Origin of the sequence: Pseudarthrobacter cremeus, from assembly GCF_051857465.1 — a bacterium.
Classification (GTDB): Bacteria; Actinomycetota; Actinomycetes; order Actinomycetales; family Micrococcaceae; genus Arthrobacter.
In genome coordinates this window covers 1-20,030 of sequence record NZ_JBPZHC010000003.1, presented here as the reverse complement: position 1 = coordinate 20,030, position 20,030 = coordinate 1, and the positions used below count along the sequence as shown (strand labels likewise).

Here is a 20,030-nt window from a genome sequence, read left to right as displayed (position 1 = left end):
TCAAAGGAGAAGAACCATGATGACCCGTTCCCGTATCGCGGCTGCCCTCGCAGCCGCAACCCTTATCGCCCTCACCGGCTGCGGCGCCAACGCCGGAGCCACGAACTCCGCCCCGGCCGGCGACTTCCCGAAAAAGGGGAAGTCCATTGACCTCGTCGTTTCCTTTTCCTCAGGTGGTGCGGTGGACACTGCCGCCCGGCTCATCCAGCCGATTCTGGAGAAAGAACTCGGCACCAACGTCGAGGTCATCAACAAGCCCGGTGCAGGTGGACAGATCGGCTACACCCAGCTCACCAGCGCCAAGGCCGACGGCTACACCATCGGTGCGACCGGTTCGCCATCGGTGGTGGTCTCACCCTTGGATCCGGCCCGCGGCGCCAAGTACACGCGCAGCAGCTTCCAGCCCCTCGGCCGGCAGGTCATCGACCCGGCCGTCATCGCCGTACAGCCTGACAGCCCGTACCAGACGCTGAAGGACCTCCTCGACGCGGCCAAGGCCAACCCGAAGTCCATGACCGCCAGCACCACCGGCCTGCAGACCGGCGAACACTTCGCACTGGCCCAGATCCAGGAAACCACCGGCGCCGAATTCGCCCCGGTCCACTTCTCCGAAGGCGCCTCACAGGCCACCACCGCATTCCTCGGCAAACACGTGGACGTCCTCGTGGCCAACGTCAGCGACGTGAACGACCTGGCCAAACAGGGCAAAGCCCGCGTCCTGGGCGTCATGACCTCGGAGCGGTCCCCGTCGCTGCCTGACGTCCCCACGTTCAAGGAATCAGGCTACGAGGTCGAAGCCGGCACGGCCCGCGGCTACTCCGCCCCGGCCGGCCTGCCCGAAGCCGTGGCCAAGAAACTTGAAGCCGCCATCCAGAAGGCCATCGAGGACGCCGCCGTCGTGAAGAAGATGAGCGACCTCGGCCTGCAGACCAGCTACCTTTCCGGCGCCGACTACGAGCAGTTCTGGGCCGGCCAGGAAGACGACTTCAAGAAAGTCCTCCCGCTGGTCCAGAAAAAAGACTAGCCCTCCCCTCAACGCCACCGACGAAAAGGCACCCTCATGACAACCCCCACAATCGACACCATGGACGCTGACTTTCCCCGGCCCACCAGGGACGTCGTCGAACGGCTCGCGAAGCTCCCTGCCGCCAACATCGGCGATGCCATGGACCGGCTTGGCGTCGCACACTCCGCGATCCAGGCCATCTGGCCAGGAGCCCGGCTTGCCGGGCCGGCTTTCACGGTCTGGACCAGGCCTGGTGACAACCAGGGCATCCACAAGGCCTTGGAGTGCGCCCGCCCCGGGGACGTCATTGTTGTCGCCGGCGCCGGAGACGAATCCCGCGCCCTCCTGGGGGAACTGATCGGCGAGCGGGCCATCAACCTCGGCATCGCCGGCTTCGCCCTCGACGGGGCAGCCCGCGACGCCGAAGCCCTCGCTGAGATCGGGATGCCGGTCTTCGCCCGCGCCACCACTCCCGCCGGCCCCTACAAGAACGGGCCCTTCCGCCTGGGCACGCCGATCTCCTTCGGCGGCGTCCCCGTCCTCCCGGGTGATGTCATCATCGGTGATCCGGACGGCGTCGTGGTCATCCCCCGGGAACAGGCAGAAGCAGTAGCCGACGCCGGCGAAGCAGTGTTCGCCGATGAAACCAACCGCCGGGCCGCCATCGTCGCGGCCCGTCACTGAGCAAGAAGGACGCGAACAGATGACAGCGTGCACCATCATTGGCCTGGGTGAAGCCGGGGCCACCTACGCCGCGGCCCTTGTTGCCGCAGGCCATACGGTCGCCGGGTTTGATCCCGTGGCGCCGTCCACTCCTGCAGGTGTCACCCGGGCAGCAACCGCCGCAGAAGCCTGTGCCGGGGCCGAGATCGTCCTGGTCCTGACCGGAGCGGCCGCGGCGCGAAGCGTAGCCCGGGAGTGCCTGCCGGTCCTGTCGGAAGGAAGCTGCTACGCAGACTTCACCTCATCCTCCCCGGGTGTGATGCAAGAGCTGGGCCAGCTGCCCAGCAAGGCCCACTTCGCCGACGTCGCCATCCTTGGACCGGTCTCCGCGCTCGGGGAAAAGACGCCCCTGATGGTGAGTGGACCGGGCGCCCGGGCGGTCGCCGGCCTGCTGGCGCCTCTGGGTATGGACGTGGAGATCGCCGAGGGGGAGCCCGGGGCAGCCATGGCCCATAAACTCCTCCGCAGCGTCCTGATGAAAGGCATGGCCTCGGTGGTTGTCGAGGCGGTCCAGGCAGGCAGGGCCGCGGGGCTCGAGCCGTGGATCCGTGGACAGATCGCCAGCCAACTGGCCGGAGACGGCCAGGCGGTCATCGACAGGTTCCTCACCGGCACGGCCAAGCATGCCTTGCGCCGCTCCAAGGAAATGCAGGACACCGCGAGCTACCTTTCCGATCTCGGAGTTCCGGCAGAGATGACCACCGCATCCGCAACAGCACTGACCCGGATTGCCCGGGAACCGGCACCCGCCTTGCGCTGACCCCGGGGTCGGGCACAATCATGGACAGGGGTCACTTGACCAACCACACGAACGGCATTCCGCCGACAGGAGCAGCAGCATGATCGGCATCTGGGCGCTCGGGGCCTACCTGACGGTCATCCTGCTGTGGACCACAGTGATCAAGCGCAGCGTCGGGGAGGCAATGATCCTCGGGTTCCTGGTGGTGCTCCCGTTCACCGGCGCCGCAGCGGGCCAGATCGGCTGGACGGCACTGTATTCGGCCATCACGGACGAGATCGTCTACGCCACTATGGCCTTCGTCTTTATGGGGTACCTGCTGGACCGGACCGGGGTGCTTGACCGGATGATCGACCTGCTGAACTCCCTGATCGGCGGTGTCAAAGGCGGACCGGCCTGGGTCTCCACCGTGGCATCGGCCGGCCTGGGCGGCGTGGTCCACAACCAGGCCGCCATCGCCGCGACCGTCGGTTCAGTCACCATTCCGTGGATGGAGAAGTCCCGGCTGGACAAGCCTTCGGCTGCGACGCTCGTCGCAGGCAACGCGGGAATGGGGATCACCTTCCCGTTCAGCGCCTCGATGTTCGTCCTCGTCGGATCCGCCACCGTCGGGCCGCTGCTGGACATCAACGCCTTGGTCCTGCCGCTGCTTTTTGGCGGGCTGTGGTGCTTCCTGCACCGCCTGATCGTGACGTGGCTGCTGGTCCGCAAAAGCGGAATGACCCCGCTGGACGCTGCCCACCGGTTGTCCGTCCGGACAGCGTTCGGGCGCGGGTGGGCCACCATGCTGCTGTTCGTCGTGGTGGCCATCCCGCTGGTCATCACCACCGGCGCCCTTGCCGACGCCCTGTCCGGCTGGACCGGGGCGGACGTCACCCGGGCGGTCAGCGTCATCGTCTGGATCCCGGTGGTCCTGATCATCACAGGGGCACTGCTGGGCAGGAAGAAGCTCCCGACAGCGGGACGCGCCTGGTGGGCGCTGCTCCAGAATTCCGCACCGCGCTTTGGCGTCGTCGGGGTCACAGTGGTCTTCGCCTTTGCCGGGGCTAACGCCCTCGCCGCCACGGGGCTGCCGAAGCAGATGACTGCACTGCTGAACGGAATGAACCTTCCTTTGTGGCTGCTCGCGATCCTGATCGGCCTGATCGTCATCGCCGTCGCGGCCCCGCTCTCCGCAACGGCGACGATGGCCGCCGTCGGCACTGTCGGCGTCGCAACGCTCGTGGCCGCTGGAGTGCCTGCAACCACGGCCGCGGTGGCGGTCCTGGTCTTCTCCTCCTGTGAGGCCGCGGTCCCGCCCGGTGGCGCACCCCTGTATGTGGCCTGCGGCATCGCCGACGTGGACCCCATCAAAACCTTCGCCCGGCTGCTCACGCACTACGCCCTGCCGCTGCTCGGCATCGGCGTCCTGATCATCCTCGGCATCCTGCCGATCTAAGGAACCCACAATCATGCATAAGACCCGAAGAGCCATCGAAGTCCTCTTCGTCCTGACCCTGGCAGCCCTCCTCGCGGGCGGCGTCGTCTTTGTGCTGGGGCAGGCCGTCGCCCTGATTCTTGGGCAGGGGAGCTGGCTGGCGTTCTTCAACGAAACCGTCAAGATCCCCATGTGCATCGCCGCCTCCGTCTGCGCAGTGGCCGGCTTCCTCCTCAGCTACAAACGCCGGCAGGACCAGGAACAGCCACAGGAAGCCAGGACCCTTTGACATCGCAACCGGGAACCTACCCGACCTTCGCCGGGCTGCTTGAACGTGAGGGCGTGCTGGCGGGAACGTCCTGGGGACTCTTCCCCGAACCGGACCGCGGGACGCCGTCGTTCATCACCGCGGAGACGGTGCTCGAAGCCAAGAACTGCATCAGGACCGGCGACGTCGTGGGCCTGGACTATCCGGCCGACGCCTTTGACCCCGGAATGTCGCTGAAACGCAGTGCGCCCCGCCACACCATCTACTCCTCCCATCCCGCCCACCGCGACGACTTCCTGGACGGCTACTACCTCCAGGGATCCAGCCAGATCGACGGGCTCAGGCACCGCCGGGCCGACGACATCGGCTTCTACGACGGCACCCCGGATGACCGGATCCGGGAAGGCACGCCGGACCTGGGCATCCAGGAATGGGCGGACCGTCCCATCGCCGGACGGGGAGTGCTGATCGACCTCGATGGCTACCGAACCGGCCAGGGCAGCCCCATCGACCACGGGGCCGGTGAACCGCTGGACCTCAACCTGATCAAGGCGGCCATTGAAGCCCAGTCCGTTAGCCTCCGGCAGGGCGACATCCTGATGCTTCACACCGGCTGGGCCGAGTGGTTCCTGGCCCTGGCCACCGCGGAAAAGCAGGAGGCCCGGGACCATCGCCGCGCCACAGGTGTCGCCCAGTCGCAGGAATTCATCGCCTGGGCCTGGGACAACCGCCTGTCCGTCATCGCGGCCGATACCTTCGCCGTCGAGTGCCTTCCCGTGGTGCCGGGAAGCCCTTTCATTGAGAGCGCCGTCAACGACCATGGGATGATGCACCAGCAGCTCCTCGCCAAACTGGGCATGCCCCTGGGCGAACTGTGGCGGCTGGGACCATTGGCGCGCCGCCTGCGGGGCACCGGCACCTGGGATGCCTTCGTCACCATCAAACCGCTGAATATCACCGGAGGCACCGGCTCACCCGCCAACGCCACGGCACTGACCTGATCCGGCGGGAAAACCGGCTCAGGCGAGGCGCTCGCCGGTCACACCGGCCAGGTGGTCCAGCAGCGTGTCCTGGAACTTCCGCTCGTGAACCGCAGGGTGCGCGTTCCGCCGGTGCTGGTGGTACCAGTAGCCGCCGCTCGTGAGCGCCTCCGGGTCATCGCTTGTGGCGAGCCATTCCTGGGTGAGGTGGCCGAGCCGCAGGTCGTCCGGAGCTCCGGGGCCGCCCATTTTGGTGGGCACCCAGCCGGGATCCACAGCGTTGCTGAGAACCTCAGGCCATAAACGCGCGACGGCGGCGCTGAGGGCAGTGACGTGGAGCTTGCTGTCGGAGTAGGTAGTAGTTCGTTGTGGCTGGCCGCTCTGCCCAGTGCTGCCCTGATCCCTGCCGGGCAGGGCGGTGCGGCCGCCGCGGTGCATGCCGCTGCTGACGTAGATCAGCCGGCGGGGGCGCCTGATGAGGGCGGTCAGCAGGTAGGGCGCGACGACGTTGACCTCGAAGATATGGGGGCCGTCAAACACGCCGGCGTTGTGGATCACCGCGTCCACGGGGCCGTGCCGGTTAACCTGGCCTGCGACGTCGCGCGTTTGCTCCATGTCCTGCAGGTCACCGGCCACGCCCAACGCGCCCCGGTCAAGAAGATCCTGCACCGCAGCCAGCCGCGCCGTACTGCGGGCATGCACAAGGACCTCATGGCCGTCGTCGATGAGGGTCAGTGCGGTAGCCCGGCCGAGTCCGTCGGCGGAGCCTGTGATGAAAACGCGCGCCATCTCTCCTCCTTCTCCCCAGCCAGTTTCGCACCACGCCTTCCTGGACAATCCACCGACACCGCCCGCGTCGCAACCCGGACCAATCCGGTTCTCCAGTACGGGAACAACGGCGGGGTGGTGTACGTTGCAGTCTCGTCAGAAAAGAAAATCAATTACGTCAGAAATGAGAATCACCCAAGTGGCAACCGATTACGACGAAGTCCGTTCCGACGTCAAGGAATCCCAGGACCGTTCCCTGGAGGCATTGCAGTCCGCGAACGCTCCGGATGCCCGCAGCGTCGTCAGCGAACTGGACCAGGCCGATGCGCTCGATGAAGGCATGACCCCCGGTGGAGAGATTGTCAACGAAGAGCTCATCGTTCAGGTCATTCCCCAGGCCGCCGACGAGTTCACCTGCTATTCCTGCTTCCTGGTCCGGCACAGGTCCCAGCTCGCGAGGGAGAGCAACGGCCACAAGTACTGCATCGAGTGTGAGGGCTGAGGCTCAGGCCGCCTTGGCCTCCGGCGCAACCCGGGTTTTCCGCCCCAGCTCCGCCGTGCGCTTCACCGACCACCACAGCAGCACCACCAGGAGCACATTGCGGGTGGTCAGGATGGCAGCCATCACGGGGTGCGCGTGGATGAGCGGCGTGTAGAACAGCGGGTAGATCACAAAGGTGGTGACCGCTATGCCCATCAGCAGGGCGGCCGGTACCTTCCAGCGGTCCCAGTCGTGCGTCAGGCCCGCGATGATCACCGGCGCCAGCCAGATGATGAACTGCGGTGAGCCGACCTTGTTGAACACAATGAAGGCGGTGGTCATCATGAGCGCACCCTCAAGGAACAGTTCCTCCCGCTCGGCGCCGCGGTTCAGCGCGCGGATCAGCAGCACCGCGGCCACCACCGCCGCGAGGATCAGCAGCGGCTGCATCAGGAAAGCCGCCACAGATGCGCCGGGGCCATAGACCTCGGTGGAGTTGATTGCCGTGTTGTCCGCCATCTTGGAGCCCGCAATATGGAACACGCTCAGCCACACCCACGGCGTGGAGAACGTGGCTTCGAGCTGCATGCCCCGCTCGCCCTGGTTGGTGAGGAAGTCCAGGATGTGCGGCAGGCCGCCGGTCAGCCAGGTACCCAGAGCGACGACGGCGGTCACCGCCACCCCGGAGGCAAGCACCTGCAGGCGCTTCCGGCTGGCAATGATGATGGGCACCAGGACGGCCGCGGGCGCCACCTTGATCCACGTGGCGATACTCAGCAGGACGCCGGCCACCACGGGGCGTTCGGCGGCGTAGAGCAGGGCAATCAGTACGATGGGCGCCGTGATGCCCTCCACGCGCGCGAAGCTGAGGTAACCCATGAAGACCGTGAAAAACAGCCACCACCAGGCCGGGGCAATGCCCCGCACCTTCCGCGGTCCGCGGGTCAGGAACGCGAGGCCGACGGCGTTGAGCGCTGTGATGATCAGGAACCAGGCCAGGAGGTACAGGTCAGGACCTGCGATGCCGGCGAGGAAGATCGGGATCTGTGCCAGCACGGGGTAGACCCAGGGGCTGATCTTGCCGTCCAGGCTGTCGGGGTTGTAGCCGTCCATGGCCCACTGGCGGTATTGCTCGGTGTCGCTGAACGTGTTGCCGCTGAGGAAGAAGGACGCCATCCAGCCCAGGAAGTACAGGTGGACCACCGCGAAGCCCCACCAGACACTGGACGGACGGGCGAACCAGTCCACCATGCGTGCGGGCAGGACGGTGCTGCGGACGCTGACCAGCCGGTCAAAGAACTTCGTGGAAATGTCAGGACTCCTTGAGCGCGGGGACCGGCACGGAAGTCTTTTTGCCCAGTGAATACAGGCGCCGTACCGACCACAGGAACAGGACCACCAGCAGGACATTCCGGATGGTCAGGACCCCGGCCATCAGCGGGTTGTTGTGGCTCAGGGCGTCATAGAACAGCGGGTAGATGAAGAACGTGGCCACGGCGATGGCGATCAGCATCGCCGCAGGGACCCGCCATTCGCGCCAGCTGTGCGCGAGACCGACCGCCACGGCAGGTGCCAGCCACACCATGAACTGCGGTGAGCCCACCTTGTTGAACACCACAAAAGCGGTGGCAAGCGTCAGGGCCCCGGCCAGCAGCAGTTCGGTGCGGTCAACGCCGCCGTCAGGCTGGCTGCTGCCGTTGATCTTGCCGTTGTGCAGCGCCCAGAACGTCAGGCCGGCCACCAGGAGCGCGGCCAGGATGAGGAGCGGCTGCATCAGGAAGGACATGACTGCCGTCCCGGGCCCGTCCACCTGCATGGAGTTGATGTCCGTGTTCATGTACATCCGGGAATCGCCGATATTCAGCACGGCAAGCCACAGCCACGGGGTGGTGAAGGTGGCCTCGAGCTGCATGCCCCTGTCACCCTGCTGGGTGAGGAAGTTAAGGAGCCTGGGCACCGTGCCAAGGACTGCGGCCAGGCCGACGACGGCGGCCGAGGTGACCACTCCGGCGAGGACCACCAGCAGCCGGTTCTTGACGACGGCGAAGAGCGCGAGCATGACGGCGGCCGGCCAGACCTTCATCCAGGTGCCGATGCTGAGGAGGATGGAGGCGATGAAGGGGCGCTGCACACCGTAGGCCAGGGCCACCAGCACAATCGGAGCTGTCAGGCCGTCAACGCGGGCGAAGCCGAGCCAGCCCAGGAGCAGGGTGAAGACCAGCCACCACCAGCCGGCGGGAATGGCGTCCTGGTTTCGGCCGCGATCCGTGAGCTTGAGCAGGCCCCAGCCGTTGAGCAGGCTGGTCATCAGCACCCAGAGGAAGAAGAACGGGCCGGGCCCGGCCAGGCCGGCAATGGCCATGGGGATCAGGGCAAGGATGGGGTAGACCCACGGACTGGGCCCGCCGCTGAGGTTTGCCTCGTTGAAACCGGCCAGCGCCCATTCGCGGTAGATGAAGGTATCGCTGAAGGCTTCGCCCCGCAAAGACAGCAGCGCTCCAAAGATCAGGAACCCCAGGTGCACGGCGATGTAGCCCACCAGCAGCCCCCGCGGCGTGTTAAGCCAGGACCGTGCGGACGCCGGGAGGATGACGTTGCGGATCCGGGTGAGCGTGCCGAAGAATGCGTCCGTGGAAATGGCGGAATCCTTGTCAAAGAGGGGCAGAACAGGTGCCGGATCCTGCCGCTGGGCTGGAACCGGGAGCCGGAAGGGTACGCGTACAGCCGCCTCCGCTATAGGTCAAGGGTAGTTGAATGTCGCCGGTGCCGAATAATCCTGCGGCCTTAGGCGGACTTGGAGTGACGGTACCGCTCGATCTGTTTGAGCCGCCGCAGGAGGCTGTCACGCCGCGGGTGCGGGACGACGCCCGGCGCTTCCGCGGTGAGGTCGATGTGCTTGGTGCCGTACTGCCAGAGCAGCAGATCATCCAGCAGGCGGTCCGGGCCGGGGGAGTAGCGGTGGTCCAGCGCCTTGCGGACCTCCGTGATCCGCTGGGCGCTGAGCAGGCCGGCCAACTGCACCGTCTGGTTCAGGCCGTGGGCCGCCATCAGTTCGGCCGCCCAGCCCCAGTCGTCATCCACTTTGCGGTCCACGTGCGGCAGCAGCGTGCGCCAGACGTCGCGGATCCGGTTGGGGGTGAGCTGCGCGGCGCCCTCGCCTTCCATGTCCCAGTAGCTGCGGACTTCCTCGTAGCGTTCGTGCAGGTCCGCAAAGGCACTTTCCACCGTTTCCAGCATGGCCGCGGTGGCGGTGAACTGGCGGTCGAAGTGCGGTGTCCAGGCGCGGGGGTCCTCGGCTTTGAAGCGGATGTCGTGCTCGATCTCACTCCAGGCATGCGCGAAGACCGTGCGGATCTGGCACTCGAAGAAGTAGCTGCCGTTGGGCTGGACGTCCGGGTTGAAGACCGACTGGTACTCCTTGACGGCCTCATTCTGGATGGTGCGCAGGATCAGGTGGCGGCTGGAGTAGCCGTACGTGCCGGACTCGATGGAGCCGATGTCCTTTTCCCGGTCCCCGCGGCAGTCGAACACCTGGCGCTGGCGTTTAATGATGTTTGCCACCAGGGCGTTCTCCGTGGGCAGCTTGGTGATGACGCGGACACCCACCATGTCGTTCAGGGTCCGGAACGGGTCCGGGAACTTCAGCACCGGCGGGCCGCCGGGCTCCAGCGGTTCCTCGATCCTTGAGATCTTCTCCCGGAACGACTCCACGGATTTGGTGCGGCCGGTGACGAACAGCGGCGTAACCTCTGTGTCCTTCAGCATGCCCCGGAGGATGTGCAGGACGTCGCGGGTGACCAGCTTCAGGGCAGGGCGGACGCGCTCGTAGACGGCAACGTTCTCCTCCACGGATTCCCGGAGGCTGATGTCCAGGCTGTCCCAGTTACTCGGCATGTTCCCAGCTTACGGCGGGGGTGTGACAGTGACGTGTGACCGCGACGCGTGACAGGGGAGGTGCCTCAGGGAAGGTGCGGACCGTGCCGCCTGCCCGCGGTGCGGTACGGTCGACTTCATGCGCAACGGACACGGCCCCGCCCCCGCCCCGGCCGTCCACCCCTCAGCCGGACACGCCGCCACAGATGGTGCCGGGCGCATCGTTGTGGTCGGATCCCTGAATGCGGACCTGACTGTTTACTGCGAGCGGCTTCCGCATCCGGGGGAGACGGTCCATGGCAGCGGATTCGCGCTCAGTCCCGGCGGCAAGAGCGCCAACCAGGCAGTGGCCGCCAGCCTGCTGGGCGGCGCCGTGAGCCTGGTCGGTGCCGTGGGCCACGACGCCAACGCTGACCTGCTGCTGTCCTCCGCCGCCGGTGCGGGAGTCGACGTCGGGCACGTCCGCAGAGCCGGCACGGAGACGGGCGTCGCGCTGATCTCTGTTGACGCCCACGGAGAAAACAGCATCATCATTTCAGCCGGTGCCAATGGCACCCTTTCGCCTGCGGATGTGGCAGCGGCAGCGGACGTCCTGGACGGCGCCGCCGTCGTCTGCCTCTGCCTGGAGGTCAGCATGGCCACGGTCCTGGCCGCCGCACAGGCAGGGCACGACGCCGGCGCAACTGTGCTGCTGAATCTTTCGCCTTACGCAGGGGTTCCGGCAGCCCTGATGGAACTGACCGACGTCCTGCTGGTCAACGCCCACGAGGCCGCACTCTTCCTCGGGGACGGCGCCTTCCCTGGGCCTGATGCCTCCGGTGCCGAGTGGGACAGCGTGCGGGCGCGGTTCGCTGAACGGGGGATCAGGCAGGCCGTGGTGACGTTGGGCTCCCGGGGATCGGTGGTGCTTGACTCCCTGGCGACGGGGGACAGGCGTTTGCTCCGGGTGTCCTCCCCCCAGGTGAACACCGTCGATACCACGGGCGCCGGTGACGCCTTCACCGGAGCTGTTGCCTTCCGGCTGGCGGCCGGCGCGGCGCTGGCCCATGCTGCTGCCTTCGCCTCCGTGGCGGCGGCCCTCGCCACCACACGCAAAGGGACACAGACGGCGTATCCGGAGGCGGCTGATGTACAAACGTTCTTCAAGAAAGGGCCACGATGACCACTGACCAGGACGCCCACGGTATGAGCCGGCGGCTCAAACGCGCGGTTCTGCTCGTCGCCGGGCTGAACCTCGCGTATTTCTTCGTCGAGTTCACGGTGGCGTTGGCGATCGGCTCGGTTTCCCTCTTTGCCGACAGCGTGGACTTCCTCGAAGACACCGCTATCAACCTGCTGATCTTCCTGGCGCTGGGCTGGTCACTGCACCGCCAAGCACTTGCAGGGAAGGCGATGGCCGTCTTCATCCTCGTACCGGCGTTGGCGGCGGCCTGGCAGGCCGTCATCAAGTTCACCAATCCGGAGCCCCCGGACCCCTTATCGCTGGTGGTGACGGCCGGCGGTGCGGTGATCGTGAACCTGGCATGTTCCCTGATCCTGGCCCGGTTCCGCCACCACGGCAGTTCCATGTCCAAGGCGGCATTCCTCTCCGCCCGCAATGACGTCCTGATCAATCTGGCCATCATCGCCATGGGTGTCCTGACCATCTGGACAGACTCCGGATGGCCCGATCTGGTGCTGGGCACCATCATCGTCCTCCTCAACATCCGCGCGGCAAAAGAGGTCTGGGAGGCAGCGGAGGAGGAACGGCTGGCCGCGAAGGCGCTGGCCGGGGAGGAAATCGACTGAACGGGCCTACTCCGCTTTCGGTCCGCTTTCGGCCGGCTGCGTGTCTGCTCGGCCGGTGAAGTGGTCCATGGTCCGGTTGATGCCCAGGAAATCCATCAGCCGGTCGAAGGCTGCGACAGGAAGGATCCGGGCCGCCGGAACCAGGTTGACCAGCGGCGGCAGGACCAGCTTTTCGCGGCCGGCCTCAATCCCGTCAAGGATCTTTGCCGCCACCTCTTCCTCCCTGAGGATGGGCAGCAGGAGCGGGAAGCGTGTCCGTACGCCGTCGAACATACCCGTATCGATGTAGTACGGGCACACCACCAGAGTCTTGACCCCGCTCCCGCCGCTTCGCAGTTCCGCGCGCAGCGACTCGTTGAACCCGAACGCGGCGAACTTGCTGGCGGAGTAGTCGGTCTGCCTGGCCACGCCCACCAGGCCCGCCGCGCTCGCGACGGTGACCACGGTGCCGCGGCCCCGGCTGGTCATCCCTGGCAGGAACGCCCGCGTCACCCAGTAGAGGGCCAGCACGTTGACGTTGAAGGTCCGTTCGATGTCCTCGTCGGCAGCGTCAAGAAGGAGGTGACCGCTGACAACGCCGGCATTGTTGATCAGCACATCAACGGGCCCCGCTTCGGCGGCCGCGGCTTTCACGGCCTCCTGATCCGCAATATTGACCGTCTGTGATTCCGCGGTCCCGCCCCCGGCGCGGATTTCATCGCGGACATTCCTGCCGCCGTCGGCCGCGAGGTCCCAGATCAGCACGCGGGCACCGCGGCGTGCGGCCAGCAGCGCCATGCGGCGGCCCAGTCCGCTCCCGCCGCCGGTGATGAGTACGGTGGTGCCGGACAGCTTGGTGCCTCTGGTCATGTCAGATCTCCTGGTGGTCGATTTGGCGGGGTAAGACGGGCGTTGCCGCGGGAACTCAGGCCGTTCAGGGGAACCGGCCCATGACCTTGACCGCTGCCTTCATGATCCGGGCATATTTCTCGTTCTTCATCCCCGGAGGTGGGCCCACCGGGAGCAGCCGCTGCAGGGAGACGGTCTGCGCCTCCGTGTATTTGAGGATGCCTTCGCGGCCGTGGCGCCGCCCGGTTCCGGATTCCTTCATGCCGCCTATCGGGGCATCATGGGAGGCCCAGGTGGCGGCGTACCCGTCATTGACATTGACCGTCCCGGCCAGCAGGCGCCGGCCCGTCGATGCGCCGTGCCGGGCAGACCAGACGCTGGCATTGAGCCCGTACTCGGAGTCGTTGGCCAAGGCCACGGCTTCGGCGTCGTCCTCCACGCGGTAGACCGCAACCACAGGCCCGAAGGTCTCCTCCCGCGCCAGGAGCATTTCGTCGGTCACGCCGGTGAGGATGGTGGGCTCGTAGAACAACGGACCGAGATCCGGCCGCCCGCGGCCGCCGGCGACGAGCCGCGCCCCCTTGGCAACCGCGTCCTGGACATGGGCAGTGACCGTCTCCAGCTGCTTGGTGCTGATCAGGGACCCCATCCCGATGTCCCAATCCCGCCCCGGGCCCAGGCGCACACGCCGGGTCTCGGCCGTGAAGGCGGCCAGGAACGGCTCGAAGATGTCGCGGTGGACGTAAATCCGCTCGATGCTGACGCACAGCTGGCCGGAGTTGGAAAAACACGCATGCACGGCGCCCCGGGCTGCCTTGGCAATGTCCGCGTCGGCGAGGACCAGCATGGGATTCTTCCCGCCAAGCTCCGCGGAGAACCCGATGAGCCGCCCGGCGCACTGCGTGGCCACCAGCTTTCCCGTGGCAGAGGAGCCCGTGAACATGAGGAAGTCGACGCGTTCGATGATGGCCGAACCCAGCAGCGGCCCTGGCCCGGTCACTATCTGGAAGAGGTCGTGGGGGAGCCCGGCCTCCCGCAACAGCTCCAGCGTGACCAGCGCCGTGAACGGGGTCTGCGAATCCGGTTTGACGACAACCGCGTTACCTGCCAGGAGGGCGGGAAGGGCGTCCGAAACGGCGAGGGTCAGCGGGTAGTTCCAGGGGCTGATGATGCCGACCACGCCCTTGGGCAGCCGGTACTCCACCGTGCTGGTCAGGAGGGGCGCAGCACCCCTGCGGCGGGCGGGCCGGAGGTACCGCGCTGCAGTCCGTGCGTAGTAGCTGGCCGTCAGGGCGACATCGGCGAGTTCCTCGAATGCACTGAGACGTGACTTTCCGCTTTCGGCCTGGACCATGTCCAGAACCTCCGTCTCCCGCTGCAGGAGCAGGCCCCGGAACCGCCGGATCACTGCGCGCCGCTCGTTGAGTGGAACGGCGGCCCACATGCGCTGCGCCGTTCGGGCACTCACGACGGCGGCATCGACGTCGTCCGTTGTGCAGACCGGAACCCCGCCCAGCAGGCTGCCGTCGAACGGAGCGTGCGATGGCTGGGTTGGCCGGCCCGGGGCGGCGGACACGAGGGCTGAAAGACGCACCGCGGCTGCTGGAATGCCGCGCTCATTGCTCTTGACAGCCGACGCCGGGCCGGGCTCCGTCCTGCTGGTCATGGTGCTTTCCCCTCATCCGGAAATAACACTTCTGAGCCTAGCCCCGGCACAGAAAAACTTCCGCCGGAAAGAATCCGGCGGAAGTTTTCCGGTCTGCTGCTGTTCAGCCGAGGCTGGCTGTCGGGTTTGTCTGGCGGAGGGTGGACGGCGTGAACCTGGCACCCGTATCCGGGAAGGACGGGACCTCAATCCGGGCGTGCTCGTGGACCTCCTGGACAGTGCGCCGGGTGTGCTCGGCGATCTCCTCCATGGTGGTCACCCACATGCCGTCCATGGACTTGACCCGTTCAATCAGCTTCTCCAGTGCCACTGCCTTGGAGGGCCGCCCCGAGATGAACGGATGGTTGGTCAGGACGAAGCAGCTTCCCTGGGCGTGGTGGGCCTCGGCCTCAAGGGTCCACATTTCCAGGACCTTCGCAGGGCTCTCGATGACGCCGCTGCCGGTCACCCCCGGGTAGAACGCGTACTGCTCCCAGTCGTCCAGGGCCCAGTCGACCGGGATTTCCACGATGTCCCTGCTGTCGCCCGGGGCGACGCTGAAGCGGTACGGTGCGTCGCCGTCGAGCAGGCTCGAATCGTAAAGGAAGCCGCGGTCCGCGAGCAGCGCGGGGGAATGCCAGTTCAGTTCCCACCACGGTGCCCGGTAGCCGACGGGCTCGACGCCGGCGGCCTTGGCGAGTGCCTCCAGCCCTCGGTCGATGTACCGGGCCTCCGTCCCGGCGTCGATGCCCTGCATCGGTTCGTGCAGGTAGCCGTGGTGCGCCACCTCGTGCCCGGCGTCCACAATGCGGCGGACGGTGTCCGGGTAGCACTCTGCGGTGAAGCCGGGGACGAAGAACGTGGCACGGATGTCCTGGCGCTGCAGGATCTGCAGCAGCCGCGGGACCGCCACCTTGGGCCCGTAGGACTGGTGGGTCATCAGGGACATCCGGCGCGTGCTCTTCGGATCGTGCGCGATGGTGCAGGATTCGGCGTCGACGTCGAAGGTGAAGGAAGCGGCTGCCTGTTTTCCTTCGGGCCAGGTGATGGGGTGGGCGGAGTCCGCGAATGCGTCAAAGGTCATGGTGTGGGTCCTCGTGTCAGGGTCCGGTGGTTCAGATTTCGGCGGGTGCGCTGGACCGGGTGGCGAAGCCCAGGTCGGCGGTCGCCTTGGCAACGGTGGCCGCCGGCAGTGCGGAGTCCAGGTGCCGGCGGTGGTACGCCGGGCCCAGGAGGGCGTAGCTGGCGGCGCTGGCCAGTCCGCCTGCGAGCCAGGAGAGGTCCCAGCCGCCCAGGGCTACGGCGATGGGGCCCTGCATGGCGGGAACCAGTCCGTACATGAACAGCCAGGTGGCGAAGATGCCCACCAGGAGGGAGACCACGCCGGCCCAGTTGACCACCGGGAGCCGCTTCGTGCCCACTGCGTCGAAGAGCCTTTCGGGGTTGCCCGGCCAGCGCTTGTCGAGCCAGAAGTAGTGGACCAGCATGACTCCGCCCCAGGCTGCCACCCAGGCCACGAGCCCGATGAGCCAGGCGTCCAGGACGGCGGCGAAGTCTTCCTGGAAGATGAAAAACACGACGGCGGCGAGCGAGAAGACGCCGACGAACAGGTTGAGTTTGCGGCGGCTGATGGTGATATCCAGCGCCTGGGTGGCCACCGAGAAGGTGTAGATGTTCAGGATGTTGGTGGCGATGGGTCCGTGCAGCACCATCAGCAGTACGGGCAGCGCCATGACTCCGAAGTTCTGGACGATGAGTTTTCCGGGGTCGATCTCACCGCTGTTGGTGGCCAGGCTGGCGCCGAGGACTCCGAGCCAGACGACGGGGATGAACTGGCCCAGCACTGAGGCCAGGTAGACCTTGCGCCTGGGAACTTCGGTGCTGACAAAACGGGAGTAGTCGGCGGCGTAGGTGAACCAGGTGATGCCCCAGCCGATGCCGATGGCGGTCATCACGGCGCTCATGGCCGCGATCCGGTCTGAGCCTTCGAGGATCTGACCGGCAGGGCCGGCGTAGCCCCAATCGATCTTCATGCCGAACCATGCCACTGCGGACATCACGGCCAGGATGATGATGGTGGGCGGCACGGTCCACTTTTCGAAGGCCGCGATGGCCTTGTAGCCGAACCAGGCGATGGCTACCTGTGCGGCCATGATGGCGGTGGCCACACCGATCTTCCAGGCGTAGTTGTGGGCTTCGGGATCAACCCAGCCCAGTGTTCCGAAGAGGGCCATGACCAGGTCCAGGATGATCCAGGTGTTGACCGCGCACCAGCCGATCACCAGGAGCGCCTGAATGGCTGCCGGGAGGTAGTTGCCGCGGCGTCCGAAGGCGGCGCGGGCAAGGACCATGCCGGTGGCACCGGTCTTCTGGCCGAGCAAAACGAAGCAGCCGAACAGCAGCATGCCGATCAGGTTCCCCAAAACCAGAACGGTGACCGTGTCGGCAAAGCCGAGGCCGAGATGGATGCCGAGTGCACCGAGGACCCAGTTAATGGGTGCAAGGTTCGCGCCGGCCCAGATCCAGAACTGACCTGAAACTTTGTGCGTGCGCTGGGACTCGGGAATGGGCTGAAGCCAGGCTTCACAGTCTTCGGTCGGCGTCATTGTCGACCCGGACTGTGTGGTGGAGAGGTTGTCTTGCATGGGGGAGCCTCCATGAGAAATAAGGGATAGATCCAGATTATGTGGCCCCCGCCACAACCACCATATACAATGTGTATTAAAATCTATGTTTCCACCTTACGGAGTGTCATGTCGATACGGTTGCTGGATGTTTTGAAACATTCCACCCTCACCCCTGCCGATCCCGTGATCCGCGCGGGGGCGGTGGAGGCAGCCGACACCCAGCTCCGGTGGATCCACTCCAGTGAGGTTCTGGACATCGCCCCGTTACTTGGCGGCGGGGAACTGCTTCTCACCGGCGGCCAGGCGCTGGCCTCGGCAACCGATAAAAGGCGGACCGGCTACATCTGGGAGCTGGCGGAACGCGGGGTGGCCGCGCTCGCGATAGAGACGGGGGCGGCGTTGCCCTCCATCCCGTCGTCGATGGTTTCGGCAGCGCAGGCCGCTGGCCTTCCGCTCGTGGAGCTTCGCAGGCAGGTGCCCTTTGTCGGTGTCATGGAAGCCATCAACTCACTGCTGGTGAGCGAATCCGCCGGCCAGTTGCAGCAGGCGGACCAGACCAGCCATGCGATGGCGGTGGAGTTGGCGCACGGCGGCAGCCTTGACCGGGTCCTGGCCGTGCTCGCGGACGCGACCGGTTCCGAAGTGGTCCTGACGTCCAACGCCGGGGTCACCCTTGCCAGCGCACTGCCCGCCGATCATGCTGATGAGCCCCAACCCGGGCAGCCCCCAAACGGCTCACCTGCCGGGGCCGGGCAGGATCACGTCCGCGACATCCATGTTGACGTCTCTGTTCGGGGCATACCTTCCGCGCGCCTCACCCTGTTCGTCCGCGGTGGGGCCGACGTGAACCTGGCCAGGATCGCGGGATCGCGCTCGGTGGACATCCTGGCGCTGGCCCTGCTGCAGCGGATGCCGCCCGGCCTCAAGGAGATGGCGGGTGCGGCACTGATCCGAGCCGTCGATTCCGGAACCCAGAACTGGCGGCTCCAGCAGCTCGCACCGGCCGCGGGCATCGCGGTGTACGCCCACCTTGTGGCAGTTGTTGTCCGTTCCGCCGGGTCCCGTCAGATCCGCACGAACGTGGAACACCTGCTGGACCGTGTGGGGCAGCACAGCGTCAGTTATGCGGACAATGCCGAGTTGCTTGCGCTGGTTGTCCTGCACCCGGACAACGTCCAGGACGACCGGAACGCCATCGTGGCCGGGCTGCAGTCGATTGCCGCGGCGGAAGGGATTGTCAGTGCGGTGGGGCCGGTGGCATCGGGAATCTCCACCGCACCGTGGTCCCTGACCGAGGCCCGGCTCACCTTGGAGCTTGCTGCCGACGGCGGGCCTGGCCGCGCCGGGCAGGGACAGTCCGGCGCGGCCATCGACGCCGAGGCCTTCGCCGTGGAACGGTTCGCCTTCCACTCCCTGGATGAAGGACTCCGGACCGACTTCGTCCGCCAGCAGCTGGGTGCGGTCCTTGACTACGATGACCAGCGCCGGTCCCTGCTGGTGGAGACGCTGAAGGTCTGGCTGGACTCAGGCTGCAACACCGCCCAGACTGCGCGGGAACTGCATCTGGAGCGCCAGTCGATGCACCAGCGCCTGCAGCGGATCTTCTCACTCTGCGGCGGCGACCCCCGCGGAACAGGCAGGCTGGCCGCGCTGCACCTCGCGACGAGGCTTGCGCAGCTGCCCCGCGCGGCCCGGGGGTGAACCTGGATTTGTTGGCGGTAGTGCCGTACGAGGACTGGTCCTATCCGCCGATGGCGCTCATGCTGCGGTCCGGCTGAACAAAATCTTCAGCGCCCAGGCCTGTGTGGTCCATGCCGTGTGCCCGGGGCTTCGCCCACATGGCCTCCCTCCACAGGCGCACCAGGTCGTCGTCGTCCGCGCCGGTCCGCAGTAGTCCCAGGAGGTCGAACTCGTCCCGCGAGAACAGGCAGCTCATGATCTTTCCCTCAGCGGTAATGCGGGTCCGACGGCAGTCTGAACAGAAGGGTTCACTCACGGAAGCGATGATCCCTACGGTTCCCAGAATCATTCCGGACGCTTCGCCGGTAGCCACATGTCGTCGTCGTACGTCAACGCGTTCGGCCGGTGCTCCGTCCCGCTGGCGGCGGTCCCGCTCGAGTACATAGTCCGTCGACAGCAGCGTGTGGATTTCTGCGGCCGTGATCATGTTGCTCGCAGTCCAGCCGCGTTCGGCATCAAGCGGCATTTGTCGTGCAGGGAGTCCAGGGAAACGTTGACCCTGGTAAGGCCGGCCTCTTTGAACGCCCGGGCCTTCTTCTCGAGCCCGACGCCGTTGGTGGTCATGGAGATGGGCAGCCGGGGGTGGCGTTCCCGCACCGCGGCGATGATGTCCACGAGGTCCGGCCGGATCAAAGGTTCGCCACCGGTGAGCCGGAGTTCCCTCACACCCAGTACGTCGACACCGATGCCCACGATTCTCTGGATCTCAGCTGACGTCATGACTGCTTCCTTCGGTAGCCACTGCATTCCGTCTGCCGGCATGCAGTAGGTGCAGCGAAGGTTGCATTTGTCTGTGACTGACAGCCGCAGGTCGGTTGCCTGGCGGCCAAAACGGTCCAGCAACCTCGAAGGCAATCCGGCCGGGAGTGAAACTGGTGCGGGCCCCTGATTGTTGTTTCTGGCCATGCGCAGTACCGGGATGCCCAGTTGAACGGTCATGGTTTAGCGGCTGATGCGGTGCGGCCGGTGCAGCCGCCGTCGTGGTCGTGGCGATGGGGCATGTAGTGACCTTTGCTGCTGCTGGGTGGGGGTGTGGGTGTGCCCCGGTGGCACGGGCTGGGGGCCGTGTGCCGCCGGGGCGGTGGTTGTTGGTGGTGGTGGTTTTAGTTTGTGTTTTGGTTTGTTGGGGTGGGTGTGATGGTGGGGA

Annotated in this window: 18 protein-coding genes and 1 pseudogene; 10 read left to right on the top strand and 9 right to left on the bottom strand. The window is 66.3% G+C overall.

What is annotated here, in order from left to right; genetic code table 11:
* The first annotated feature begins 16 nt into the window (after positions 1-16).
* The 6 genes from ACS5PJ_RS06695 to ACS5PJ_RS06670 all read left to right on the top strand — a co-directional run bounded on the left by ACS5PJ_RS06695 (position 17) and on the right by ACS5PJ_RS06670 (position 5,154).
* Complete coding sequence (locus ACS5PJ_RS06695; protein WP_439434146.1) at positions 17-1,024, top strand: tripartite tricarboxylate transporter substrate binding protein; 1,008 nt, start codon at positions 17-19, stop codon at positions 1,022-1,024.
* A gap of 36 nt (positions 1,025-1,060) precedes the next feature.
* Positions 1,061-1,690 (top strand): RraA family protein, encoded by a 630-nt coding sequence (locus ACS5PJ_RS06690; RefSeq protein ID WP_439434145.1) that lies wholly within the window; start codon positions 1,061-1,063, stop codon positions 1,688-1,690.
* Positions 1,691-1,709: 19 nt separating this feature from the next.
* On the top strand, positions 1,710-2,489 hold the full coding sequence (locus ACS5PJ_RS06685) for an NAD(P)-dependent oxidoreductase (protein ID WP_439434144.1): 780 nt from the start codon (positions 1,710-1,712) through the stop codon (positions 2,487-2,489).
* 79 nt (positions 2,490-2,568) lie between these two features.
* Entirely contained in the window at positions 2,569-3,906 is a 1,338-nt protein-coding gene (locus ACS5PJ_RS06680) for a TRAP transporter large permease subunit (RefSeq protein WP_439434143.1), read from the top strand.
* 13 nt (positions 3,907-3,919) lie between these two features.
* The gene (locus tag ACS5PJ_RS06675) at positions 3,920-4,174 is read left to right on the top strand and encodes a hypothetical protein (RefSeq protein ID WP_439434142.1); all 255 of its coding nucleotides are present in this window, start codon (positions 3,920-3,922) and stop codon (positions 4,172-4,174) included.
* Positions 4,171-5,154 carry a cyclase family protein gene (locus tag ACS5PJ_RS06670; protein WP_439434141.1) on the top strand — a complete coding sequence of 328 codons (984 nt, stop codon included), beginning with the start codon at positions 4,171-4,173 and terminating at the stop codon, positions 5,152-5,154. Before ACS5PJ_RS06675 ends, ACS5PJ_RS06670 begins: the two co-directional genes overlap by 4 nt.
* Positions 5,155-5,172: 18 nt before the next feature.
* On the opposite strand, the gene ACS5PJ_RS06665 is transcribed toward ACS5PJ_RS06670, so the two are convergent.
* Complete coding sequence (locus tag ACS5PJ_RS06665; RefSeq protein ID WP_439434140.1) at positions 5,173-5,922, bottom strand: SDR family NAD(P)-dependent oxidoreductase; 750 nt, start codon at positions 5,920-5,922, stop codon at positions 5,173-5,175.
* Positions 5,923-6,100: 178 nt separating this feature from the next.
* Between ACS5PJ_RS06665 and ACS5PJ_RS06660 the strand changes: the two genes are divergently transcribed.
* Positions 6,101-6,403: a DUF4193 domain-containing protein gene (locus tag ACS5PJ_RS06660; protein ID WP_354149032.1), complete on the top strand. Its 303-nt coding sequence runs from the start codon at positions 6,101-6,103 to the stop codon at positions 6,401-6,403.
* A 3-nt stretch (positions 6,404-6,406) separates the two neighbouring features.
* Here the strand turns inward: ACS5PJ_RS06660 and ACS5PJ_RS06655 are convergent, their stop codons facing one another.
* From ACS5PJ_RS06655 to ACS5PJ_RS06645, 3 genes are all read right to left on the bottom strand, one after another.
* A complete protein-coding gene (locus tag ACS5PJ_RS06655) occupies positions 6,407-7,633 on the bottom strand; it encodes a glycosyltransferase 87 family protein (RefSeq protein WP_439434139.1) in 1,227 nt (408 codons plus the stop codon).
* A 61-nt stretch (positions 7,634-7,694) separates the two neighbouring features.
* Positions 7,695-8,984, bottom strand: coding sequence for a glycosyltransferase family 87 protein (locus ACS5PJ_RS06650; protein ID WP_439434482.1), 1,290 nt, complete (start codon positions 8,982-8,984; stop codon positions 7,695-7,697).
* A 182-nt stretch (positions 8,985-9,166) separates the two neighbouring features.
* Positions 9,167-10,276, bottom strand: coding sequence for a GTP pyrophosphokinase (locus tag ACS5PJ_RS06645; protein WP_439434138.1), 1,110 nt, complete (start codon positions 10,274-10,276; stop codon positions 9,167-9,169).
* A 118-nt stretch (positions 10,277-10,394) separates the two neighbouring features.
* Here ACS5PJ_RS06645 and ACS5PJ_RS06640 point away from each other — a divergent pair, with 118 nt between their 5' ends.
* Both ACS5PJ_RS06640 and ACS5PJ_RS06635 read left to right on the top strand, forming a co-directional pair.
* Complete coding sequence (locus ACS5PJ_RS06640) at positions 10,395-11,417, top strand: ribokinase (protein WP_439434137.1); 1,023 nt, start codon at positions 10,395-10,397, stop codon at positions 11,415-11,417.
* Entirely contained in the window at positions 11,414-12,043 is a 630-nt protein-coding gene (locus ACS5PJ_RS06635) for a cation efflux transmembrane domain-containing protein (RefSeq protein ID WP_439434136.1), read from the top strand. The genes ACS5PJ_RS06640 and ACS5PJ_RS06635 overlap by 4 nt, the downstream gene beginning before the upstream one ends.
* Positions 12,044-12,049: 6 nt before the next feature.
* On the opposite strand, the gene ACS5PJ_RS06630 is transcribed toward ACS5PJ_RS06635, so the two are convergent.
* From ACS5PJ_RS06630 to ACS5PJ_RS06615, 4 genes are all read right to left on the bottom strand, one after another.
* The gene (locus tag ACS5PJ_RS06630) at positions 12,050-12,892 is read right to left on the bottom strand and encodes an SDR family oxidoreductase (RefSeq protein WP_439434135.1); all 843 of its coding nucleotides are present in this window, start codon (positions 12,890-12,892) and stop codon (positions 12,050-12,052) included.
* Between the two features lie 64 nt (positions 12,893-12,956).
* Positions 12,957-14,537 carry a succinic semialdehyde dehydrogenase gene (locus ACS5PJ_RS06625; RefSeq protein ID WP_439434134.1) on the bottom strand — a complete coding sequence of 527 codons (1,581 nt, stop codon included), beginning with the start codon at positions 14,535-14,537 and terminating at the stop codon, positions 12,957-12,959.
* 103 nt (positions 14,538-14,640) lie between these two features.
* Positions 14,641-15,600 carry a polysaccharide deacetylase family protein gene (locus ACS5PJ_RS06620; protein ID WP_439434133.1) on the bottom strand — a complete coding sequence of 320 codons (960 nt, stop codon included), beginning with the start codon at positions 15,598-15,600 and terminating at the stop codon, positions 14,641-14,643.
* A gap of 31 nt (positions 15,601-15,631) precedes the next feature.
* Positions 15,632-17,161 carry a purine-cytosine permease family protein gene (locus ACS5PJ_RS06615; RefSeq protein WP_439434132.1) on the bottom strand — a complete coding sequence of 510 codons (1,530 nt, stop codon included), beginning with the start codon at positions 17,159-17,161 and terminating at the stop codon, positions 15,632-15,634.
* A gap of 108 nt (positions 17,162-17,269) precedes the next feature.
* Here ACS5PJ_RS06615 and ACS5PJ_RS06610 point away from each other — a divergent pair, with 108 nt between their 5' ends.
* Entirely contained in the window at positions 17,270-18,844 is a 1,575-nt protein-coding gene (locus ACS5PJ_RS06610) for a PucR family transcriptional regulator (protein ID WP_439434131.1), read from the top strand.
* A gap of 40 nt (positions 18,845-18,884) precedes the next feature.
* Here ACS5PJ_RS06610 and ACS5PJ_RS06605 read toward each other — a convergent pair.
* Positions 18,885-19,822: pseudogene (locus ACS5PJ_RS06605) on the bottom strand (GTP 3',8-cyclase MoaA).
* Between the last annotated feature and the right edge of the window lie 208 nt (positions 19,823-20,030).

Excerpts from the sequence above, each read along its gene's own strand:
- ACS5PJ_RS06695 (WP_439434146.1), top strand. The coding sequence starts at position 17 with ATGATGACCCGTTCCCGTATCGCGGCTGCCCTCGCAGCCGCAACCCTT.
- ACS5PJ_RS06690 (WP_439434145.1), top strand. The coding sequence starts at position 1,061 with ATGACAACCCCCACAATCGACACCATGGACGCTGACTTTCCCCGGCCC.
- ACS5PJ_RS06685 (WP_439434144.1), top strand. The coding sequence starts at position 1,710 with ATGACAGCGTGCACCATCATTGGCCTGGGTGAAGCCGGGGCCACCTAC.
- ACS5PJ_RS06680 (WP_439434143.1), top strand. The coding sequence starts at position 2,569 with ATGATCGGCATCTGGGCGCTCGGGGCCTACCTGACGGTCATCCTGCTG.
- ACS5PJ_RS06675 (WP_439434142.1), top strand. The coding sequence starts at position 3,920 with ATGCATAAGACCCGAAGAGCCATCGAAGTCCTCTTCGTCCTGACCCTG.
- ACS5PJ_RS06665 (WP_439434140.1), bottom strand. The coding sequence starts at position 5,922 with ATGGCGCGCGTTTTCATCACAGGCTCCGCCGACGGACTCGGCCGGGCT.
- ACS5PJ_RS06655 (WP_439434139.1), bottom strand. The coding sequence starts at position 7,633 with ATGGTGGACTGGTTCGCCCGTCCGTCCAGTGTCTGGTGGGGCTTCGCG.
- ACS5PJ_RS06645 (WP_439434138.1), bottom strand. The coding sequence starts at position 10,276 with ATGCCGAGTAACTGGGACAGCCTGGACATCAGCCTCCGGGAATCCGTG.
- ACS5PJ_RS06640 (WP_439434137.1), top strand. The coding sequence starts at position 10,395 with ATGCGCAACGGACACGGCCCCGCCCCCGCCCCGGCCGTCCACCCCTCA.
- ACS5PJ_RS06635 (WP_439434136.1), top strand. The coding sequence starts at position 11,414 with ATGACCACTGACCAGGACGCCCACGGTATGAGCCGGCGGCTCAAACGC.
- ACS5PJ_RS06630 (WP_439434135.1), bottom strand. The coding sequence starts at position 12,892 with ATGACCAGAGGCACCAAGCTGTCCGGCACCACCGTACTCATCACCGGC.
- ACS5PJ_RS06625 (WP_439434134.1), bottom strand. The coding sequence starts at position 14,537 with ATGACCAGCAGGACGGAGCCCGGCCCGGCGTCGGCTGTCAAGAGCAAT.
- ACS5PJ_RS06620 (WP_439434133.1), bottom strand. The coding sequence starts at position 15,600 with ATGACCTTTGACGCATTCGCGGACTCCGCCCACCCCATCACCTGGCCC.
- ACS5PJ_RS06615 (WP_439434132.1), bottom strand. The coding sequence starts at position 17,161 with ATGCAAGACAACCTCTCCACCACACAGTCCGGGTCGACAATGACGCCG.
- ACS5PJ_RS06610 (WP_439434131.1), top strand. The coding sequence starts at position 17,270 with ATGTCGATACGGTTGCTGGATGTTTTGAAACATTCCACCCTCACCCCT.